This is a genomic window from Bacillus sp. A1 (genome assembly GCF_042296235.1).
Classification (GTDB): Bacteria; Bacillota; Bacilli; order Bacillales; family Bacillaceae; genus Bacillus; species Bacillus velezensis.
This window is the reverse complement of sequence record NZ_CP141181.1, coordinates 37,501-56,407: the sequence shown is the minus strand read 5'-3', so window position 1 is coordinate 56,407 and position 18,907 is coordinate 37,501. Positions and strand designations below refer to the sequence as shown.

Genomic DNA, 18,907 nt, shown 5'->3' with positions numbered 1-18,907 from the left:
AAAAAAGTGATCCCGGAGACCGGAACCACTTTTCTGAGATTTAAGATTTCACCAGCGCAATGACTTCAATTTCCACGAGAGCGTCTTTCGGCAGTCTCGCCACTTCCACACAAGACCTTGCCGGCTTATGTACATCAAAGTATTGTCCGTACACTTCATTCACTTCCGCAAACTGCTCCATATCAGCAATAAACACCGTTGCCTTGACAACCGTCTCGAGCGAAGCGCCCGCTTCTTTCAGCACAGCTTTTAAATTGCTGAACACCTGATGCGTTTGTTCTGTGATATCACCGTTTACCATTTCTCCTTCAGCAGTAAGAGGAATCTGGCCTGAGCTGTAAAACATGTTGTTTACGATGATTCCCTGTGAATATGGCCCGATCGCTGCCGGCGCGTGTTTTGTATGGATTGCTTTTGTCATTTTTCTGTCTCCCCATTCTTTAAATGCTGTTCTTTAAAAAATCGCAGAAAATTGCCGTTTTGAATCTCAATCGTTTTGTCTTTCATATTGATGGTTGAAAGCGTGAGCAGTGACATGTATTCATCGACAAGCCGTTCATTCACTCCCTCGGCTTCAACCAAGACGCCTATTCCCACGACGTTTGCATTAAACTCATCAAGCAGGCTGATCATGCCGTTAATGGTGCCGCCGGCTTTCATAAAGTCGTCAATAATCAAAACGTTCGAACCCGTAGCCAAACTTCTTTTCGCAAGCGACATCGTTTGAATGCGGTTAGATGACCCTGATACATAATTGATGCTCACCGTGGAGCCTTCCGTCACTTTGTTGTCCTTTCGCACGATGACAACCGGAACGTTCAGATAACTGGCCGCTGCGTAAGCAAGAGGGATTCCTTTTGTCGCAACGGTCATCACCACATCAATCTCCCGCTCCGCAAAAACGGAAGCAAAAAGCCTGCCTACATGAGAGAGGACAGATGGTTTTCCTAAGATATCCGTTAAATATACATAACCGCCCGGAAGGATACGCTCAGGATTTACTAAAGACTGTCCCAGCTCCTGGATAAACGCTTCTGCTTCAGCCTGTTTCACTTTCGGAATGTACTTGACGCCTCCGGCAGCTCCCGGCACTGTAAGCAGCGTCCCAATGCCTTGCTGTTCAAAGGTCTGTTTAATAATCGTTAAATCTTCACTGATTGATGACTTTGCTGATTGATACCGTTCTGAGAAAAACGTTAACGGTATTAATTCATGCGGATGGGTTAACAAATAATTTGTTAAGTCCACCAATCTGCCGCTGCGACGAAACTTCATGAACTTACCCCCAAAATCCGAATAATTTAAAAATAATATAACTTAACATACGGATTTAATCAAGAGCATTCTGTTCGCCGATCATCCGCACCGCGTACACTTGATCACAGAAACCTCTTAACCCGTTATAAATCCGCTGCACCTTCGATTCGTATTGAACCAAACCGAATACAGTCGGTCCGCTTCCGCTCATTAACACCGCATCAGCGCCGAAGCGTTTCATTTGACTTTTAATCATCGCCACCTCGGGATGGAGGCTGAGCGTAACCGACTCCAATACGTTTCCTAATTGTCCGCATACCTTTTGGAAGCTTTTTTCTTCAATCGCGTCAATCATCGCCTGCACATCAGGATGCCGAACCTGCTGTAAGTTCAGCCGGCGGTACACTTCGGCAGTCGATACCCCGATCGTCGGTTTGGCAAGCACGACCCAGCAATGAGGCGGAGCACTGATGTGCCTGATCTTCTCACCGCGTCCGGTTGCCAGAGCAGTGCCTCCGTATACACAGAAGGACACGTCTGAACCGATTTCAGCTCCAAGCTCCGCGAGCTCTTCGACAGAAAGCTTTAAATCCCAAAGCCTGTTCAGCCCTCTGAGCGTGGCTGCCGCATCGCTGCTTCCGCCGGCAAGCCCTGCCGCAACAGGGATCACTTTTGTAATCATAATGGAAACGCCTTTTTTGACTTGAAACCGTTCTTTAAGCAGTTTGGCTGCCTGATAAGCCAGATTCCTTTGATCATCCGGAACAAAGCGATTATGCGACGCCACTCTGATAACGTTTTCGGGCAGTTCTGTCAGTTCAATCCGATCTGCCAAATCAATTGTCGTCATGATCATCTCCACTTCGTGATAACCATCCGGGCGTTTACTCGTCACATCGAGGGACAGATTGATTTTGGCCGGCGCTTTTTCTAAAATACGCATAGCTTTCACCTACTTCTCCATCTAAACATAAGTATGAACATTGTATCACATTTGGAGACCCGGAGGTACTTATCCGAAATTGACGCCGGTTTTGACAGCCGATAGAAAAAACCGGGGAACGGATTGTCCCCCGGGCCACTGCATTATCGGTTATTTTGGTTCTGAGCCGCCATCTGCTGTTCGGCAATCTCAATCGCGCGCTTTACCATATTCCCGGCGTCACGCGCCCGAATGCCTCCCCAGCCCTCGTTTTTCACCGTATCGTAAAAACCAAGGTCCTTCGCCAGCTCATATTTGAACTCATCTGACATAACTCCACGACGTCTGCCCAAACGAAACAACCCCTTTTATAGAATTGATCACCATTCGTGCACGCCACGATAAAACATGTGACACTTATAGCTTCCGTTTAATCGGCTGAAACTTTCGAGGGAATAATTAGAAGAGCTTTGGAAGGCAAAACAAAAAGCAGTAAACAAAAGGTTCACTGCCCATTAAAATGCTACTGAGCTTGCCGCATCGTCATTGAATGTCAATTCAACAGTCTCAGTCAGAATATCAGCATAACTGTATGAAACTCTTTCAAACGAATTCTCGTCTTGATCTAGTTGTATCACAAAAACAGAAGGGTACGTCTCAGCTAAAATGCCCGAACGCTCAATCGTTTTTCGGCGGCCGCCGTTTGCTTTTAACGTAAGCCGTTTACCTAAATTCCCATCAAGCGATCTTTTTATATCGGACAACGTCTTCGCCATTGCATCCACCTCACTACATTTATTGTACAACAAGAGCCCAATTTTGTCAAATAAAATTTAAATTATATCAACGTTAATAAGTCATTGTCAACAAAATTATTTTGACAAAATTCTATTGATTTCTGCGTTATTTTTCACAAGTTCCGGAAATTTATGTATCAATATGTAAAATAATTAACCCGCATAGCGAAATATATGCGGGTTTTATCACTCATCCATTTGATTTATACGGCATACCGACACGCAGCACACCCTTCGTTTCAATTCCTCCCAGCCCTTTCTCTCTCGTCAGCGTATTTCTCAGGACATCCCATACATTGATCCGCTCCATAAACGGGGTGAAGCTGATTTTCGCGACAATATATACCGGGTCAAGCGCATGGATATTGACGCGTGACGGCGAACTTGCAAAATTCGCGCCTGCCCTGATTAAAGACTCGAAATGAGATTGGCACGCCCCCGCGAATATGACCAACTGATCCAAATGAGGTACTTTACGCCTCGCTCTTTGAACGGTTTCGACAAAGTGTTTGGAATGCCTGTAGGCGCTTAAATCGTTCACGCCTCCCTTATGCTTGGAATATGCATCATGGCCGGTGATGACTAAAATATCCGGCCTGTATTTATCAAGCAGCTCGTCAATTGATGCCGGCATTTTTTTCTCATGGCAATGAATTCCGTATACCGGCACACCGATTTTTTCATAAAAGTTCAGGCACTTTTTCAAATAGGCCTCATCGCCGTCCAGATGCAATACCTTTCCGGGCATATGAAAGTAGTGCTCCTGATGCTGATATTGATTTGTCGCATAATATTCCTGTTTTTCCCGAAGCAGCTTATAATCCTGGCGGAGCAGCTCGAGAGATTCATTCATCCTGCTTTCATCTCTTTTCTTTCTCATGGCCTGTTCGTCTTTTCTGACAGGCTCCAAATCAGAAAAATCAGCATCCGCAATCAATCTGACTTCGTCACCATGCAGGATGGCAATTGAATTCCCATTGCTTGTTTGCTCTATACCGATAATGCGAAATAAAACATCCATTTGATAGGATTTCCTGGCTACCATATCTCCTATTTGAAATTGCACGTTACCCACTCCACAAATAGACTAAGCCTCATCATGAAAGAAGTCTTGGCAAATACACCTCTTTCCGCTGCGGCGCTTGATGTTTCAAGCTTTTCTTGCAGTTGAATGAATAAGGTTCTCCTCTAGCCTATGTAGCGGCAGTCCAAGTGGTGACGCAAAACAAAAAGCCCTCTTAGAAAAGGGCTTTATGCAATCCGTTGGACAGGAGCGCGAATTCTTCTATGGACAGGGATTCACCGCGCCGCTTTCCGTCAATATTCGTTTCTTGAAGAACTTCTTCAATTTGAGCTTTTTTCTCTTTTCCGCCCGGAAGATTGTTCACAAGGTTGTTCAGCAAGGTTTTCCGGCGCTGTGCGAAGCTTGCTTTAATCAGCTGGAAGAAAAACGGTTCATTATCGACGTCAACCGCCGGGCCGTCACGAAGCAAGAGACGGATGACGGCTGAATCGACATTAGGCTGAGGCACAAACACCGTTTTCGGGACGGTCATGACGGTTTTGGCCTCCGTATAGAACTGAACCGCAATGGAAAGCGATCCGTACTCCTTAGAGGAAGGATCAGCGGCCATCCGCTCAGCGACCTCTTTTTGCAGCATCACGACAATCCCTTTTAACGGAAGATGTTCTTCCAAGAGCTTCATGATGATCGGCGTCGTCACATAATATGGGAGATTCGCCGTCACCATAATTTCATCACAATCCTGAAACTGCTCTTCAATGACGGATTTGACGTCTGCTTTCAGCACATCTTGATGAATGATCGTTACATTGTCATACGGAGACAGCGTATCATTGAGAATGGGAAGCAGGCGCTGATCAATTTCAAACGCGACGACCTTTTTCGCCCGTTTGGCAAGCTGCTCTGTCAGCGCGCCGATTCCGGGCCCGATTTCAATGACTCCGGTCCGATCCGTAATTTCCGCATGGTCCACAATTCTGTCCAATATATTTGTATCAATTAAGAAATTCTGTCCCAGACTCTTTTTAAAAGAGAAACCGTACTTTTTCAGAATTTCCTTCGTTCTGATAGGTGTCGCGATATCTTTATTGTTCATCCTGTTCCTCCTGCCTCATAGCATCGAGCGCATCAATAAAATCACTTCTTTTGATTTGAAACATTTGCAGCCGTTTTTGAAGCTGCTTGCCGTTTGTATAGCCGATCTTCAGCAGGTCGCCCAATCGTTCGCGGCGTCTTTTGGCAGCCGGTCCGCCGATCAGACCGGCCTGTATGACATCTTCAGCTGAAATCTCACTCGGCTTTGCCTCCATCTCTTCATGCACATTTTCCAGACATGCTCTGATGCTTTCAATGGATGCGTGCTCAACGCCAATGCCGCGCTTGTTTTTCGGTTTGGCAAGATGTTTGGGCAGAAATGCGTGTTTACAGCCGGGTACTGCTTCAGAAATGGTTTTCCGGATCTTTTCCCCCGGAAAATCCGGGTCCGTCAGCACGATGACACCTCTCGTTTCCTGCGCCAGCCGAATCTGCCTGATGACTTCGTCTCCGATTGCGGAACCGTTTGTCTCGATCGTATCCGCATCAACGGCAAGTTTTATGCGCGCAGTGTCATCGCGTCCCTCGACTACAATAATTTCTTTAATTTTCATTACTTCCTCCAAAAAAACTTTTTATATCCAAAACGAAACCTTTGCTTACATGTCACGTCTAATATACTGAAAATACACTTTACCTATTATAACGAAAAAAACAGAGGGCGCAAAACCCTCTGAGTGAATCGGAATTAATTTAAGATTTTTATTTTGACCTGTTTCTTTCCCCAGCGGTAAGCTGAAGATTTTTCAGGGAAAAAGACATCAATCCGTCTTCCTTTAATGGCTGAGCCCGTATCAGCGGCCACGGCATCCCCGTATCCGTCTACGTGGACTCTCGTGCCGAGCGGAATGACGCTAGGGTCTACCGCAATGACTTTGGCATTCGGATTGCTTGTCAGGTTAACGCCTGTAGCCGTATGGCCGGAACAGCCGCTGCAGCTTGCGGTATAAGCCGTGGAAGACACGGTAATCACTTTACCGGAAGATCCGGTTTCGCCCGAAGATGCCTTCACAGGTGCACTGAGCTGCTCAATCTTGGGACTGTGCCGCTTTGTGCCGACCGCTATGATCTGATCTTTGCTTTTTTCAGATGTTTCTTCTTTGACAAGCTTTCTTGATACTTCTTTTCCATTTTCTTTGACAACATGAAAATGCTTTTTAAGTTTGCCTTCTTTTCCTTTTTGAACGATCTTTTCTTTCCCGCTGTCGAGAGACGCATCTTCTTTTTCTTTCACTTGATACGCTATTTTTTCCTCAACTACATCGGTGACTTTTTCGATACGAGTGATTTGTATACCGGCCTGATTTTTTGTGAGCTTTTCGTGTAATGCCGGTTTTACTTTATCTTCGTCTTTCATGTCCATCTTATGCTGCGTTAAAAAGTCAGCGACCGTAGTCGAAGTCGTCCATATTTTCTTTTTCTTTCCCGCATCATTTACAGTGACCTGAAAAGCCGGGTCGACCGTGACTTTCATGCCGTTTGTCACTTTCGTATCTGCTGCTGGATCTATTTTATCGTGCTGATTCACAGGTGTATGCTGTTCGTTCAGAAATGCGCCGACTGTTTTTGCCGTTGACCATAAAGTCTTTTCTTCTCCGCCTCTTGTCACACGGATCTGCTTTGCAGCTTCATACACGACATTCATGTTGTCTGCCAATGCTGTCTGCTTAGACGGGGTAATCCGGTCTTCATTTCTCGTCTCTATATGTAAATCTTCCAGAAGTTCCCCAACCGTTTTTGCATGAGTGCGTATTTGCTTTTTCTTGCCGTTGATGGAAACAGAAACTGATTGTTTTGAGAGCTCATGTGCCCCGTATGCAGTCCCGGTTCCGCCCAGCAGAATAATAGCTGCAATAAGAATAACCTTGCTTTTACCAAGCTTTACGGAAAACAGTTTTTTCATTTTTTGTGTGATGAAAAACGCCTCCTTCTCCTCGGAGAGATTATATAGAGTATCTAAAATGCTGTCAACCCTCCCATCTCGAAGATGAAAAACCTTCAGCGTATCCCTCATTATGCAAAAACAAAGCAAAAAAAGGAAGAGAGACATATCGACAACCTATCTTATGAGGAGAAGGAAGCTTGTAGAACGGTTTTACATATCCACTGAATCGGACAAGCCTTTACACGTTACGACAGCGCATTCTGTCAGTTCATGCGGAAAAGTCTTTTTGCGTTTTCGGTTGTAATTGAGGCAATTTCTTCATATGTCAGCCCTTTTAATGCAGCGAGCTGTTCAGCAACATATTTTACATAGCTTGGCTCATTTCGTTTACCGCGGAAAGGATGCGGTGTCAGGAAAGGACAGTCCGTTTCAATCAGCAAACGGTCATTCGGAATTTCCTTTGCTACTTCTTTTGGTTTCTTCGCATTTTTGAAGGTAACCGGTCCGCCGAATGAAATATAGAAATTCATATCCATACACTGCCGCGCAACCTCCGCGCTCCCCGTAAAGCAGTGCATAATGCCGCCGACTTCTTCCGCCCCCTCTTCTTTCAAAATCGTGACAACATCTTCCGTTGCATCACGATTATGAATGATAATTGGAAGGTTCACTTCTTTGGCGAGAGCGATTTGTTTCCGGAATACTTCTTTCTGAACGCCTTTTGGTGATTTATCCCAGTGGTAATCAAGGCCCATCTCTCCGATTGCCACGACTTTTTCATGAGAGGACAGTTCCTTAATCCATGATAAATCTTCCTCTGTCATGTCAATTGCGTCTACCGGATGCCAACCGATCGCAGCGTATATAAAGTCATATTCCTCAATCAGCTCCATCGCACGCGTGATAGTGGGTTTGTCGAATCCGACAACGACGATTCGTTCAACTTTTTCAGCCTTTGCACGCGCAATGACTTCCTCTAAGTCTGTGTCAAATTGCTCGGCATTTAAGTGCGCATGTGTATCAAAAAGCATCATAAAAACTCCTTTCTTGTTGAAAAACAAAAGGTGTTCGACGGAATGTTACACGTGAAACACCTTTTGCATCTATTTATTTAATTCGAGTGCCTTTCGGTAATGACTGGTCGACAGCTACAACTTTGAGAACGCCGTCCGATTCTCCTGCCAGTATCATTCCTTGAGAAAGCTCGCCTCTCAGTTTTACCGGTTTTAGATTCGTTACACAAATGATCTTCATTCCCACAAGCTGATCCGGTGTATAATGCTTCGCGATACCTGATACAACTTGGCGCTGTTCAAAGCCCAGATCAATTTGCAATTTCAGCAGCCGATCTGCTTTTTTCACCGGCTCTGCGGACAAGACTTCTGCGACGCGAAGTTCTGTATCCATAAATTGATCAAACGTAATTTCAGGAAGACGCTCTGCTTCTTGCGGCTCTTCCGCCTTTTCTTCTTTAGCAGGAGCAGTTCCTTGCATTTTTTGCTTGATGTAAGCTACTTCTTCTTCAGCTTCAAGACGAGGGAAAAGCGGTTCCCCTTTTTTCACTTTCGTGTTCTTCAATTGGCCGAATGTCTGAATGCTGTCCCATGCTTTAAGAGACTGATCCTCAACTCCTAGCTGGGCAAACATTTTTTCAGGCGTTTGTGTCAAGAAAGGCTGGAGCAATACGGCTGAGATACGTAATGATTCAGCTAAATGATACATGACAGAACGTAATTCTTTTTCTTTTTCCTGATCTTTAGCAAGCACCCACGGAGCAGTTTCATCAATATATTTGTTCGTACGGCTGATTAATTGCCATAGCGTTGATAAAGCGACTGAAAACTCCATGTTTTCCATTGCCTTTTCATAAGCTTTAACCGTTTCACCGGCTACAGAAGAAAGCTCTGAATCAAAATCTGTCACATTTCCTTCATATGAACCAATCTCGCCGTCAAAATATTTTTGGATCATTGCGACTGTACGATTCAGAAGGTTTCCTAAGTCGTTCGCCAAGTCATAATTAATCCGTTCTACGAAACCTTCCGGCGTAAAGACACCGTCTGAACCGAACGGTACTTCGCGAAGCAGGTAATAGCGAAGTTCATCCAAGCCGTAGCGTTCAATTAACGTTACCGGATCAACGACATTTCCTTTTGATTTCGACATTTTTCCGTCTTTCATCAATAACCAGCCATGCGCGAATACTTGCTTAGGCAGCGGGAGATCAAGCGCCATCAGCATAATCGGCCAGTAAATGGTATGAAAACGGACAATTTCTTTACCGACAAGGTGGACGTCAGCCGGCCAGTACTTTTTGTAAAGCTCATCATTTTCCGTATCGTAACCGAGCGCTGTAATATAGTTGAACAGTGCGTCAATCCATACATACACGACATGCTTCGGATTTCCCGGCACTTTTACGCCCCAGTCGAACGTCGTTCTGGAAACGGCCAAATCTTCAAGCCCCGGTTTAATGAAGTTGTTAATCATTTCATTTTTGCGTGATTCAGGCTGGATGAAAGAAGGATTTTCCTCATAAAACTTCAGCAGGCGGTCTGCGTATTTGCTCATGCGGAAGAAGTATGACTCCTCTTTGATTAATTCGACCGGGTGTCCGCTGTCAGGGCTTTTTCCGCCGACAACCTCACCCTTCTCATTTCGTTCCACATCCACCAGCTGTGTTTCCGTATAGAATGTTTCATCAGGGATGCTGTACCAGCCCTCATACTCATCCAGGTAAATGTCACCATTATCAAGAAGTTTTTGAAACACTTTCTCGATAATTTCTTTGTGCCGGCTTTCCGTCGTCCGGATGAAATCATCGTGAGAAATGTCGAGCTGCTTCCATAGTTTTTGGATTTCAGCAACTGCACGATCCACATAAGCTTGAGGCGTGATATTCTCTTCCTCCGCTTTCTGCTGGATTTTCTGTCCGTGCTCATCCGTTCCGGTTAAGTAGCGTACGTCAAATCCTTTTAATCTTTTGTAACGCGCCATCGCATCGCCGGCCACGGTAGTATAAGCATGGCCGATATGTAATTTTCCGCTCGGATAATATATCGGGGTTGTAATATAAAAAGTATTATTGTCTTGCGGCATGTTGCAACCTCCCATTCAGAATGTCGAAAAGCTCACGCCCAAAGGACGAGAGCGGTTTTATTTGATATACAATATTGATATTTGTCCTCTATCTATGATACCATCTTAGCCTTTAAGATCAAGGATATATACGTACTGCGCGTAAAAGAGTAAATAAAATTAAAAATTTTTATTGAAATTAAAAAAAGTCTTAACATGTCGAAATTTGTCGTATATAATCTACTAATATAAAACATCTTGGTTCGAAAGTCTTGATTTAAAAGGATTTTCAGTAGGATAATAGGTTCGAAAAAGCAGTCAAAAAGCCTGTTATTTCAGGATTTCCAAGGCTTTACTTACTATAAGAACTAATTCTTACAAACAATAGCAAACAAAAAGATTGACGATTATTGGAAACCTTGTTATGCTAGGAATGTAAGGAATTTTGTCGAATAATGACGAAGAAAAATATAAACTACAAATAATTATCTCTCGGGAGGAGACTGTTAATGAAATCTACTGGTATCGTACGTAAAGTTGATGAACTTGGACGCGTAGTTATCCCTATCGAACTTCGCCGTACACTGGGCATCGCAGAAAAAGACGCTCTTGAAATTTATGTTGATGATGAAAAAATCATCCTTAAAAAATATAAACCAAACATGACTTGCCAAGTAACTGGTGAAGTTTCTGATGATAACCTTAAACTTGCCGGCGGCAAATTGGTACTCAGCAAAGAAGGCGCTGAGCAAATCATCTCTGAAATTCAAAACCAGCTTCAAAACCAAAAATAAGCTATTTCATACAAAAACCGTTCTTGTTACGACACAAGAACGGTTTTTTTTATGATTGAATGTGATAAGCGTCATAAATCTCGCGTTTCGGCACGTCCCGATCTACCGCTGTTTGTTTTATGGCCTGTTTGGAAGAAGATCCTTCATTTATGTAATGCTCCACATGTTCTTTCTCAGAAAGCTCCGTCCACCAAGGCTTTTCCTCTTCATCCGGTTCAGCGGTTTGATTTCCTTCGACAACGAGACAGAACTCACCGCGGATTTGATCTTCATTTGCCCATTCAATCACCTCGGCGATGGTTCCTCTGATGAATTCCTCGTACTTTTTCGTTAATTCTCTCGTGACAGCGATGGTTCGATTACCCAAAACGTCATGCATTGCTGTTAATGTTTCTTTTAATCTGTGCGGCGCTTCGTAAAATATCATCGTTTCCTGCCGTTTTTTCAGGAGTTCGAGTTCTTTCTTCTTTTCTTTTTTCTGTCTGTTTAAAAATCCGTAGAAGAAAAACGGCTGCGGGGTGATGCCTGATGCGGTCAGCGCGGTTAATGCCGCATTTGCACCCGGAAGCGGAACGACATATCCGCCGATTTGGGTGAAATCTCTCACAATCTCAGCCCCCGGGTCGGAAATTGTCGGCATGCCGGCATCACTGACCAATGCCACATTCTTTCCGCTTCTCAGCCATTCAATGATTTTATGGCCGCTGCTTTCTTTATTATGTTCATGATAGCTGATGAGAGATGTTTCTATGTCATAAACATGGCACAGTTTTTTCGTCTGTCTCGTATCTTCGGCAGCTATGACATCGGCCGATTTCAGCGTCTCTACTGCACGAAAGGTCATGTCCTCCAAATTGCCGATCGGTGTAGGAACAAGGTACAGAGTTCCCATTTCAGATTTTCCGTTAAAACTCATCTGGCGTCTTAACATATACAGCCTCCTTGCTGCGTTGTTTTTCTTCTATATATTGCTCTTTTTTCTTTCGGGTCAGCTGCTTAAAACGGTATTCCGCCTGCATCGCTTCCCGTTTTGTTTCAAATGATTCCAAATGGCATAACGAAACCGGCCTCCGCGCCCTTGTGTACTTCGCGCCCTTTCCCTCATTGTGGGTTTTCAGCCGTTTTTGCAGATCATTTGTATAACCGGCATACAGACTGTTGTCATTGCACAGCAGCACATAAAAGAAATGACTATTTGTCTCCATATAAAATCGTGCGGATCTCTTTCGTATATTCATTTTGTTCATTGTATACGAACAGCGGGGGAAGAATTTTGAGATCAGGGCGGCCGCCTTTAATTCCTTCAACCAAAATGGTATTCGCTTCTTTACCTTGTTTCGGATAAATAAACTGAACCCGTTTCGGTTCTATTCGGTACGCTTTCATTAATTCAAAGATTTCCAAAAGCCTCCCCGGCCGATGAACGAGAGCCGCTTTTCCGCCTTGCTTCAGCAGTTTGCTGCTGACGGAAATCACATCTTCAAGCGTGCAAAGGATTTCGTGCCTTGCGATTCTGAGATGCTCGTTCAGGTTCTGCTCCGCTTCTTTCGGTGTTTTAAAATAAGGCGGATTGCAGGTGACAACATCATATTTATTATGTCCGAGTCTTTCCGGCATATTTTTCAGATCATCATGAATGAGACTGATCTGACCGCCCAGCCCGTTGTATTCCACGCTTCGGAGCGCCATATCATACAAGCGTTCCTGAATTTCAACCCCGGTGATATCGGCTTTTGACCTTGTGCTGAGCAAAAGCGGCACAATGCCGTTCCCCGTACATAAATCAACGATGTTCCCCTTTTGAATCGGAACGTATGCAAACTTAGACAGCAGCACGGCATCTAATGAAAAAGCGAAAACCGTCGGACTCTGTACTATTTTCATATCCTCTGCTAATAAGTAATCCAATCTTTCATCATCACGTAATGAAACCATAATCTTATTCCTTTCGGCACTCTTTGAAAAAGGCTTCCGACATCAGCGGAAGCCTTTTCCTTATTTTTTATTTAAGAAGGACAGACAAAAAAGGCAATCTCCCTTGCGGACGCTCCCATAATGGACGTTGCAAATATGAAAGCCTTCTTGATACAGCCGGGCCAGATTGTCGTACCCTTCTCCTATATCACTCTGCTCTGCCTTCTGTGTTTTTGTTTCTTTCTGATCGGCTTTGAATTTCTCAATTTGCTCTGTCGTGTCATCAAGCCGCTTACGCAAATGCTTATTTTCAAGCTGAAGATGGTGATTCTCTTCAATCATTTCGCCGATATGCTGCTTTAAGTCACCCAGCTGACGGTACAGCGAACCGATTTGTTCCTCCAGGTTTATGACAGTATCAAATAACTCTTTTTTATCCAAGGTTCCACACCTCGTTAATCTGTGGTTTGTGCGGATACGACGCCCTCTTCCAAGAGCTCTTCCCAAGTATATTCTATCACTTTTTCACGATTCTTCAGTTCCACCTGAAGCACCCGTTCCAGAATATTAAGACCGACAACCTTTGCGGGGCCGTTTGCCGTCGTAATCATTTCGCCTAAATCCGGCAGCTGTTCTTTTGCCGTCTCATACTCATCATTTTCGTACTTCAAACAGCACATCAAACGGCCGCACAGACCGGAAATCTTCGTTGGGTTCAACGATAAATTTTGATCCTTCGCCATTTTGATGGACACCGGTTCAAAATCACCGAGGAACGTGGAGCAGCAAAGCATTCTCCCGCAGGGCCCGATACCGCCGAGCATTTTCGCCTCGTCCCTCACCCCGATTTGGCGCAATTCGATTCTCGTTTTAAAGATAGAAGCCAAGTCTTTGACCAATTCCCTGAAATCAACCCGTCCGTCTGCTGTAAAGTAAAAAATGACTTTATTGCGGTCAAATGTAAACTCAACATCAACCAGCTTCATATCTAAGCCGTGGTCAGCCACTTTTTTCTGACAGACTTCAAAAGCGGACAAGGCCTCCTGTTTGTTTTCTTCTACAATGAGAAGATCGCGTTCATCAGCAACGCGTATGACCTTTCGAAGCGGAAGCACAACATCATGCTCGTCCACTTGTTTATTTGCGATGACAACCTGCCCGTATTCGACACCTCTTACGGTTTCAACAATGACGCAGCTGTCTTGTTCTATATCAAATCCATTCGGATCAAAATAATAAATTTTTCCCGCTTTTTTAAAGCGGACGCCTATTACGTTGTACAAGCTTATCCCTCCTGCAACGTTAACACCAAGTGCTCCATTAATCCCTGCACATTCACATTGGAATGAAGCCGTTTTTTTGCTTCTAAAACAGCGAGAATTTGGTTCGTAACGCTTTGTTGTGTAAATTGCAGCGCATGCTGTTTTATTGATTGGAATAAGTCTTGATAAATCAGTTTATCTTCATTTCCAATTTGGATGGATAATACATCACGGTATATCAATAAGAGCATATCAAGACCCATTTCTTGATGGGTTTTTTCTTTGAAAAAGGGCACCCACTGATCCTGAATGAAGAAAAAGGCATGTCCTTTCCGCTGATGTAAGACTTCATACAATTTTATCACTTTCGCTCTGGACTCTGCAAACTCATCATTTCGACTTAATTCGACTGCTTCCGCAATATTATTTGTCATATTTGCTAAGAGCCGGGCCATGTGAGGGCTCACTTCCTGTTCAATCAGCCTTTCTTCTATGGCTTTCGGCTGAAGCGGCTGGAACGGAAGAACCTGACATCTCGAAACGATGGTATCCAGTATTCGGTGGAGCTGCTCAGTAATAAGAATTGCGATGGTGTCTTGACTCGGCTCCTCTAAAAATTTCAGCAGACTGTTTGCCGCATTTGTCGTCATTTGATCCGCATGGGATATAATGTACAGCTTTTTATGCGATTCCAGTCCTGTTTTAGAAAACTCTTCCTGAAGAGATTGGATCTGAGCCTTTTTAATGGATAATCCGTCGGGCTGAACCACATGCAGGTCGGGATGGTTTCCGGATTCGATACGCTTACAGTTCCGGCATTCCCCGCAAGGCTCAGTCCCGTCTTCAAGGCAAAAAAAGCTTTTTGCGAGAAGCAGTGCGGCATCCAATTTGCCCGTACCTTTTTTGCCTTCAAACAGATATGCGTGAGAAAGCCTTTTCTTTTCAATGCTGTTATGCAAAAGCCTCATCACTCTGGGCTGCTGCCCGGTCATTTCCTTCCATGATATTGCCATTGTATCACTCTCTATGTGTAAAGGTTAATCAATAAACCTTTTATTTCTCCGATTCGATCCAGCAAATCAATTGCCGGTTTTTCCTGATCTAACATTTCTTCCGTCAGCTGAAGCAGTTTTTCATCTATTTCTTTCACAAGCCCCAGAGTCCGGCTGCTGCCGTACAGGTCAAAGCTTTTCTCCGTCTCATGCGATAATCCGCTGTCTACGGCCTCTTTTACAAAACGTTTTACCAATCCTTTGAATTTCGCTAAGTCTTTGAAGTTTCTCGACTTCGTCAGCCTTTTCCCGAACGTTTCTATATCCGTTAAGAACCTGCTCAGCTGATCAAATTTCAGCTTGCTGCTTTGGCTGTCCATTGAACTTTTAAACGTTCCGGACAGCTCTGCCGCTTTATAAGCAGGCTGCTGCTTTTTCTCAATAAATGTACGTAAGTCAGAATTTATTTTCACGTCGTCAAATCCTTAAAATTGATGAAATTCATCGACCGGGAGGACAAAGACCGTCGCTCCGCCGACTTCCACTTCGACGGGATATGGAACGTAGGAATCCGCATTCCCGCCCATCGGGGATACCGGGGCAATCATCTGATCACGTTTACAGCCATTCTCTTTAATGAGGCTGAGCGCTTTATCGACACGGATATCTTCCACCCCGATCATAAACGTCGTATTGCCTGATTTAAGGAATCCGCCTGTTGTCGCAAGCTTCGTCACCCTGAAGTTGTGGTCGGTTAATACTTTCAAAAGCCTGTTGCTGTCCTGATCCTGCACCACTGCCACTATTAGTTTCATTCTCTAGGCCCCCTTTAGGTTGGAAAGAACATTGTCGTTACATTCATTATAGCAACTTATGAGAAACAGGTCACAACTGAATTTTTTTCAATGCTTCATTTATCACTTGAAGTGCATCCTGAATGACGAGTTCCTTCTTTTTCGATGCGTCGATTGTCTGGAATCTTTCCGGAAAACGCTGCATTACCTTTTGGTATCCTTCCCGTACTTTCGTGTGAAAGTGCAGGGCCTCAAGATCGAGACGATTCTTTTCTCTTGAATCATTCGACGTAATCCGTTTCAACCCTTCTTCCGGCTCAATAGAAAAATAGATGGTGACATCAGGCATCGTATCGCCGATTGCAAACTGGTTGATAGAAAGAACTTCATCAATCCCGAGCCCTCTCGCATAGCCTTGATAAGCCAGCGAACTGTCGATGAAACGATCGCACAGCACAATGCGCCCTTCTTTCAATGCAGGCTGCACCTTTTCGGCTAAATGCTGTCTTCTCGCCGCAGCGTAAAGCAGTGCCTCCGTTTTTGCATCCATCAGTGTATTGTTTTTATTTAAGATCACTTCTCTGATCTGTTCCGCAATGTCGATGCCGCCCGGTTCTCTTGTCGCTGTCACCGGAAGCCCCTCTGCCGACAGAATCTCTTTCATTTCCTGAAGCACAGTCGTTTTCCCTGCACCTTCAGGACCTTCAAATGTTATAAATAAACCGCTCATGATTTCTCCTCTTCTATATAGACAAGTAATTGTTCCCCGTTTAACAAGCCTTGAATATGCGCGTCCATGCCGATTAAACGGGAAAGCTTTTGTACGATCTCTTCTGTTATCCGTTCTCCGTCCATGATCAGCGGAATTCCCGGCGGATAAGGAATAATGTTCCCCGCATGCAAGCGCCCGGCCGCCTTATTTATATCTGCAGGCTCTTTTGTAAACTTCCGCATCTCATTTTGCGGATATTCAAGTGTCGAAATGGACGGAAATGTCCAATTCACGGCATCCGGCAATTTATCGGGCGGTGTATTCTCCAGTTTCTGCTGTATGTTTCTTACGGTTTCCTGTTCTATCATCCGCCGGCCGCCTATCGGCAGGACGAGCAATACTTGGTATTCGTCAGCCAGCTCGGCAACAATGTCTTCACTCTCCAAAATGCGTTGTAATGAATAGCCGGAATGTCCGAGCTTTGACCGAAGAATTAATTTTAACGGGTCCGCCCGCAGCCCATATCCGGAAGGCTCGATTATTTCAATAGAAGAAATTGATGCGAACCTTCCTTTGATTTTCTCAATGTGCTCCATATGAACGGGAAGTGTCCCTTTTTCAGCAATATCCTGAACATAAGCGCGCGCCGTATCTAAAGATGCCATAATCGGGTATGACGGGCTGCTGCTTTGCAAACTGCTTACATAATAAGTTAATCGATCTCTGTCAATTCTGGTGCTGTTCAAATGAAAGTAAGACCCCATCGTCATAGCCGGAAGCGTTTTATGAGCCGATTGAACAACGGCGTCCGCCCCCATAGCCAATGATGAAGGCGGGAAAGGCTGGCCTAACACAAAGTGAGCCCCATGAGCCTCATCCACCAGTACAGGAACGCCGTATGAATGGGCTTTGTTAACTGCCGCAGTCAAATCGGCGGCGTGTCCGTAGTAAGTCGGATTGGTCAGAACAAGTCCTTTCGCGTTCGGATATGACGCCAGCGCTTTTTCGATGACTGAAAGGGATACATGTGCCGGCACATGCATGTTTTCATCGATTTCCGGCGACAAATAAACCGGCTTGGCTCCGGCCAATGCCGCCGCATGGAAAACAGACTTGTGACAATTACGCTGGATCAGAATGGGTTCACCCGGTTCACAAACAGCTAAAATCATCGCCAGATTGCCGGCGGTCGTTCCATTGACGAGAAAGAAGCTTTCCTGAGAGCCGTAAAATCTGCTCACCAAATCCTGCGCTTCCTTAATGACCCCCGTCGGGTGGTGCAAGTCATCAAGACCCGTGACCTCAGTCATATCAATAGATAAAAGAGATTGATATACAGATTTGGCTTCATCAAAAAAGACATCTCCATTGTGATGTCCCGGAACATGAAAAGAATACGTATTTCGGTGCGCATGCTTCATCAGCGCTGTATATAAAGGTGTGTCCATTTTTAAACAAATCCTTTGCCTGTCTTTCTTATTATATCGTGCCTGCGAGCCAACTTAAAGCTAAGACTTTTTGCCATCTAGCCGTTATCCCGGCCGGTCCCCATATCACGCAGCTTCTTTTTTAAATCGCCTTCCATGATAACAAGCTCCTCCTCGGCACGCCTGCGTTTCATCCTGCCTTCTTCTTGAATAGACATGATTTCTTCAAGTGTGCTGACTAAGCTTTCCTGCACTTTTTTGAGGGTTTCTGCCTCAACAAGCCCGCGCTCATTGGCTTTAGCGGTCTCGACTGTACTTGTTTTCAGAAGTTCGGCGTTTTTCAGCAGCAATTGATTTGTTGTATCCGCCGCCTTCTGCTGCACATCTGCCGCACTCCGCTGCCTCATAAGCGTCAGCGCGATGGCGACTTGATTCTTCCATAAAGGAATAGCCGTAACAATGGAGGACTGAATTTTCTCTGCCAGTGCCTGATTCGTGTTTTGAATCAGGCGGATTTGCGGCGCACTCTGGAGCGTAATCTGCCTGCTCAGCAGCAGATCATGCACCCTCTTATCCAGACGGTCGGCAAACTGGCGAAGATCATTCACCTCCTGCGCGGCCATTTGATTGTGTTCTTGTAATTCGGCTTTTCTTGCCGCTTCGGGTATCAGCTTTGTTTTCAGCTCATCTAATTTTAATTCCCCCGCTGCTATATACATAGTTAAATCAGAAAAGTATTGTTTATTTTGGGCGTACAGCTGATCTAACAATTTATTGTCACTCAACAGCACATTTTTAGAATGTTCCAGCCTTCTGCTGATACGGTCAATCTGCACACTTGTCTTTTGATATTTCGAAAGCACTTCCTGCACAGAACCGGATACCCTTTTAAACAGCCGGGCGAAAAACCCTTTGTTCTTCATCTGCAGATCATCAGGGTTTACCTGGTCAAGC

General features: G+C 44.7%; 23 protein-coding genes (1 of these 23 cut by a window edge). 1 reads left to right on the top strand and 22 read right to left on the bottom strand.

What is annotated here, in order from left to right; translation table 11 throughout:
• Positions 1-40: 40 nt before the first annotated feature.
• From ridA to metG, 11 genes are all read right to left on the bottom strand, one after another.
• The gene (ridA, locus tag U2H13_RS00305; protein WP_004264663.1) at positions 41-421 is read right to left on the bottom strand and encodes a 2-iminobutanoate/2-iminopropanoate deaminase; all 381 of its coding nucleotides are present in this window, start codon (positions 419-421) and stop codon (positions 41-43) included.
• Positions 418-1,275 carry a pur operon repressor gene (gene purR / locus U2H13_RS00300; protein ID WP_137988132.1) on the bottom strand — a complete coding sequence of 286 codons (858 nt, stop codon included), beginning with the start codon at positions 1,273-1,275 and terminating at the stop codon, positions 418-420. The genes ridA and purR overlap by 4 nt, the downstream gene beginning before the upstream one ends.
• Positions 1,276-1,330: 55 nt before the next feature.
• Positions 1,331-2,200, bottom strand: a complete 870-nt coding sequence (ispE, locus tag U2H13_RS00295; RefSeq protein ID WP_071181494.1) for a 4-(cytidine 5'-diphospho)-2-C-methyl-D-erythritol kinase — start codon at positions 2,198-2,200, stop codon at positions 1,331-1,333.
• A 143-nt stretch (positions 2,201-2,343) separates the two neighbouring features.
• Complete coding sequence (locus U2H13_RS00290; protein WP_011996172.1) at positions 2,344-2,532, bottom strand: small, acid-soluble spore protein, alpha/beta type; 189 nt, start codon at positions 2,530-2,532, stop codon at positions 2,344-2,346.
• A 162-nt stretch (positions 2,533-2,694) separates the two neighbouring features.
• Positions 2,695-2,955 carry a biofilm formation stimulator Veg gene (gene veg, locus U2H13_RS00285; RefSeq protein ID WP_003218330.1) on the bottom strand — a complete coding sequence of 87 codons (261 nt, stop codon included), beginning with the start codon at positions 2,953-2,955 and terminating at the stop codon, positions 2,695-2,697.
• Between the two features lie 211 nt (positions 2,956-3,166).
• Positions 3,167-4,042 (bottom strand): sporulation peptidase YabG, encoded by an 876-nt coding sequence (gene yabG / locus U2H13_RS00280; protein WP_004264691.1) that lies wholly within the window; start codon positions 4,040-4,042, stop codon positions 3,167-3,169.
• Between the two features lie 172 nt (positions 4,043-4,214).
• Positions 4,215-5,096: a 16S rRNA (adenine(1518)-N(6)/adenine(1519)-N(6))-dimethyltransferase RsmA gene (gene rsmA / locus U2H13_RS00275; RefSeq protein ID WP_004264694.1), complete on the bottom strand. Its 882-nt coding sequence runs from the start codon at positions 5,094-5,096 to the stop codon at positions 4,215-4,217.
• Positions 5,086-5,649, bottom strand: a complete 564-nt coding sequence (gene rnmV, locus U2H13_RS00270) for a ribonuclease M5 (protein ID WP_004264696.1) — start codon at positions 5,647-5,649, stop codon at positions 5,086-5,088. Before rnmV ends, rsmA begins: the two co-directional genes overlap by 11 nt.
• A 134-nt stretch (positions 5,650-5,783) precedes the next feature.
• A complete protein-coding gene (locus tag U2H13_RS00265) occupies positions 5,784-7,109 on the bottom strand; it encodes a G5 and 3D domain-containing protein (RefSeq protein ID WP_023356663.1) in 1,326 nt (441 codons plus the stop codon).
• Between the two features lie 134 nt (positions 7,110-7,243).
• Positions 7,244-8,011: a TatD family hydrolase gene (locus U2H13_RS00260; RefSeq protein ID WP_121984736.1), complete on the bottom strand. Its 768-nt coding sequence runs from the start codon at positions 8,009-8,011 to the stop codon at positions 7,244-7,246.
• A 76-nt stretch (positions 8,012-8,087) separates the two neighbouring features.
• Complete coding sequence (metG, locus tag U2H13_RS00255; protein ID WP_022552471.1) at positions 8,088-10,079, bottom strand: methionine--tRNA ligase; 1,992 nt, start codon at positions 10,077-10,079, stop codon at positions 8,088-8,090.
• Between the two features lie 482 nt (positions 10,080-10,561).
• Between metG and abrB the strand changes: the two genes are divergently transcribed.
• Complete coding sequence (gene abrB, locus U2H13_RS00250) at positions 10,562-10,852, top strand: transition state genes transcriptional regulator AbrB (protein WP_169510469.1); 291 nt, start codon at positions 10,562-10,564, stop codon at positions 10,850-10,852.
• Between the two features lie 49 nt (positions 10,853-10,901).
• On the opposite strand, the gene rsmI is transcribed toward abrB, so the two are convergent.
• The 11 genes from rsmI to U2H13_RS00195 form a co-directional block, all read right to left on the bottom strand.
• The gene (gene rsmI / locus U2H13_RS00245; RefSeq protein WP_376700615.1) at positions 10,902-11,783 is read right to left on the bottom strand and encodes a 16S rRNA (cytidine(1402)-2'-O)-methyltransferase; all 882 of its coding nucleotides are present in this window, start codon (positions 11,781-11,783) and stop codon (positions 10,902-10,904) included.
• Positions 11,758-12,057, bottom strand: coding sequence for a GIY-YIG nuclease family protein (locus U2H13_RS00240; protein WP_376700614.1), 300 nt, complete (start codon positions 12,055-12,057; stop codon positions 11,758-11,760). The genes rsmI and U2H13_RS00240 overlap by 26 nt, the downstream gene beginning before the upstream one ends.
• On the bottom strand, positions 12,044-12,787 hold the full coding sequence (locus tag U2H13_RS00235; protein ID WP_004264717.1) for a tRNA1(Val) (adenine(37)-N6)-methyltransferase: 744 nt from the start codon (positions 12,785-12,787) through the stop codon (positions 12,044-12,046). The genes U2H13_RS00240 and U2H13_RS00235 overlap by 14 nt, the downstream gene beginning before the upstream one ends.
• Positions 12,788-12,847: 60 nt before the next feature.
• Positions 12,848-13,207: a replication initiation-control protein YabA gene (gene yabA, locus U2H13_RS00230; RefSeq protein ID WP_004264720.1), complete on the bottom strand. Its 360-nt coding sequence runs from the start codon at positions 13,205-13,207 to the stop codon at positions 12,848-12,850.
• Between the two features lie 14 nt (positions 13,208-13,221).
• Complete coding sequence (gene ricT, locus U2H13_RS00225; protein ID WP_004264723.1) at positions 13,222-14,049, bottom strand: competence/sporulation regulator complex protein RicT; 828 nt, start codon at positions 14,047-14,049, stop codon at positions 13,222-13,224.
• Between the two features lie 2 nt (positions 14,050-14,051).
• Positions 14,052-15,041 (bottom strand): DNA polymerase III subunit delta', encoded by a 990-nt coding sequence (gene holB, locus U2H13_RS00220; RefSeq protein WP_007409919.1) that lies wholly within the window; start codon positions 15,039-15,041, stop codon positions 14,052-14,054.
• A gap of 11 nt (positions 15,042-15,052) precedes the next feature.
• Positions 15,053-15,493 (bottom strand): YaaR family protein, encoded by a 441-nt coding sequence (locus U2H13_RS00215; protein ID WP_004264730.1) that lies wholly within the window; start codon positions 15,491-15,493, stop codon positions 15,053-15,055.
• 12 nt (positions 15,494-15,505) lie between these two features.
• A complete protein-coding gene (gene darA / locus U2H13_RS00210; RefSeq protein ID WP_004264734.1) occupies positions 15,506-15,835 on the bottom strand; it encodes a cyclic di-AMP receptor DarA in 330 nt (109 codons plus the stop codon).
• 70 nt (positions 15,836-15,905) lie between these two features.
• On the bottom strand, positions 15,906-16,544 hold the full coding sequence (tmk, locus tag U2H13_RS00205) for a dTMP kinase (protein WP_014416717.1): 639 nt from the start codon (positions 16,542-16,544) through the stop codon (positions 15,906-15,908).
• Positions 16,541-17,974, bottom strand: coding sequence for an aminotransferase class I/II-fold pyridoxal phosphate-dependent enzyme (locus tag U2H13_RS00200; RefSeq protein ID WP_167409309.1), 1,434 nt, complete (start codon positions 17,972-17,974; stop codon positions 16,541-16,543). Before U2H13_RS00200 ends, tmk begins: the two co-directional genes overlap by 4 nt.
• 77 nt (positions 17,975-18,051) lie before the next feature.
• Positions 18,052-18,907: the 3' portion of a toxic anion resistance protein gene (locus tag U2H13_RS00195; RefSeq protein ID WP_167409308.1), read on the bottom strand. Its footprint extends 263 nt past the window's final position; the window shows 856 of its 1,119 coding nt (coding positions 264-1,119); the start codon falls outside the window, past its right edge; it ends in the stop codon at positions 18,052-18,054.

Excerpts from the sequence above, each read along its gene's own strand:
- U2H13_RS00265 (WP_023356663.1), bottom strand. The coding sequence starts at position 7,109 with ATGAGGGATACGCTGAAGGTTTTTCATCTTCGAGATGGGAGGGTTGAC.
- U2H13_RS00260 (WP_121984736.1), bottom strand. The coding sequence starts at position 8,011 with ATGCTTTTTGATACACATGCGCACTTAAATGCCGAGCAATTTGACACA.
- veg (WP_003218330.1), bottom strand. The coding sequence starts at position 2,955 with ATGGCGAAGACGTTGTCCGATATAAAAAGATCGCTTGATGGGAATTTA.
- rsmI (WP_376700615.1), bottom strand. The coding sequence starts at position 11,783 with ATGTTAAGACGCCAGATGAGTTTTAACGGAAAATCTGAAATGGGAACT.
- U2H13_RS00235 (WP_004264717.1), bottom strand. The coding sequence starts at position 12,787 with ATGGTTTCATTACGTGATGATGAAAGATTGGATTACTTATTAGCAGAG.
- U2H13_RS00200 (WP_167409309.1), bottom strand. The coding sequence starts at position 17,974 with ATGGACACACCTTTATATACAGCGCTGATGAAGCATGCGCACCGAAAT.
- metG (WP_022552471.1), bottom strand. The coding sequence starts at position 10,079 with ATGCCGCAAGACAATAATACTTTTTATATTACAACCCCGATATATTAT.
- tmk (WP_014416717.1), bottom strand. The coding sequence starts at position 16,544 with ATGAGCGGTTTATTTATAACATTTGAAGGTCCTGAAGGTGCAGGGAAA.
- darA (WP_004264734.1), bottom strand. The coding sequence starts at position 15,835 with ATGAAACTAATAGTGGCAGTGGTGCAGGATCAGGACAGCAACAGGCTT.
- ispE (WP_071181494.1), bottom strand. The coding sequence starts at position 2,200 with ATGCGTATTTTAGAAAAAGCGCCGGCCAAAATCAATCTGTCCCTCGAT.
- purR (WP_137988132.1), bottom strand. The coding sequence starts at position 1,275 with ATGAAGTTTCGTCGCAGCGGCAGATTGGTGGACTTAACAAATTATTTG.
- holB (WP_007409919.1), bottom strand. The coding sequence starts at position 15,041 with ATGGCAATATCATGGAAGGAAATGACCGGGCAGCAGCCCAGAGTGATG.
- rnmV (WP_004264696.1), bottom strand. The coding sequence starts at position 5,649 with ATGAAAATTAAAGAAATTATTGTAGTCGAGGGACGCGATGACACTGCG.
- ridA (WP_004264663.1), bottom strand. The coding sequence starts at position 421 with ATGACAAAAGCAATCCATACAAAACACGCGCCGGCAGCGATCGGGCCA.
- U2H13_RS00240 (WP_376700614.1), bottom strand. The coding sequence starts at position 12,057 with ATGGAGACAAATAGTCATTTCTTTTATGTGCTGCTGTGCAATGACAAC.
- rsmA (WP_004264694.1), bottom strand. The coding sequence starts at position 5,096 with ATGAACAATAAAGATATCGCGACACCTATCAGAACGAAGGAAATTCTG.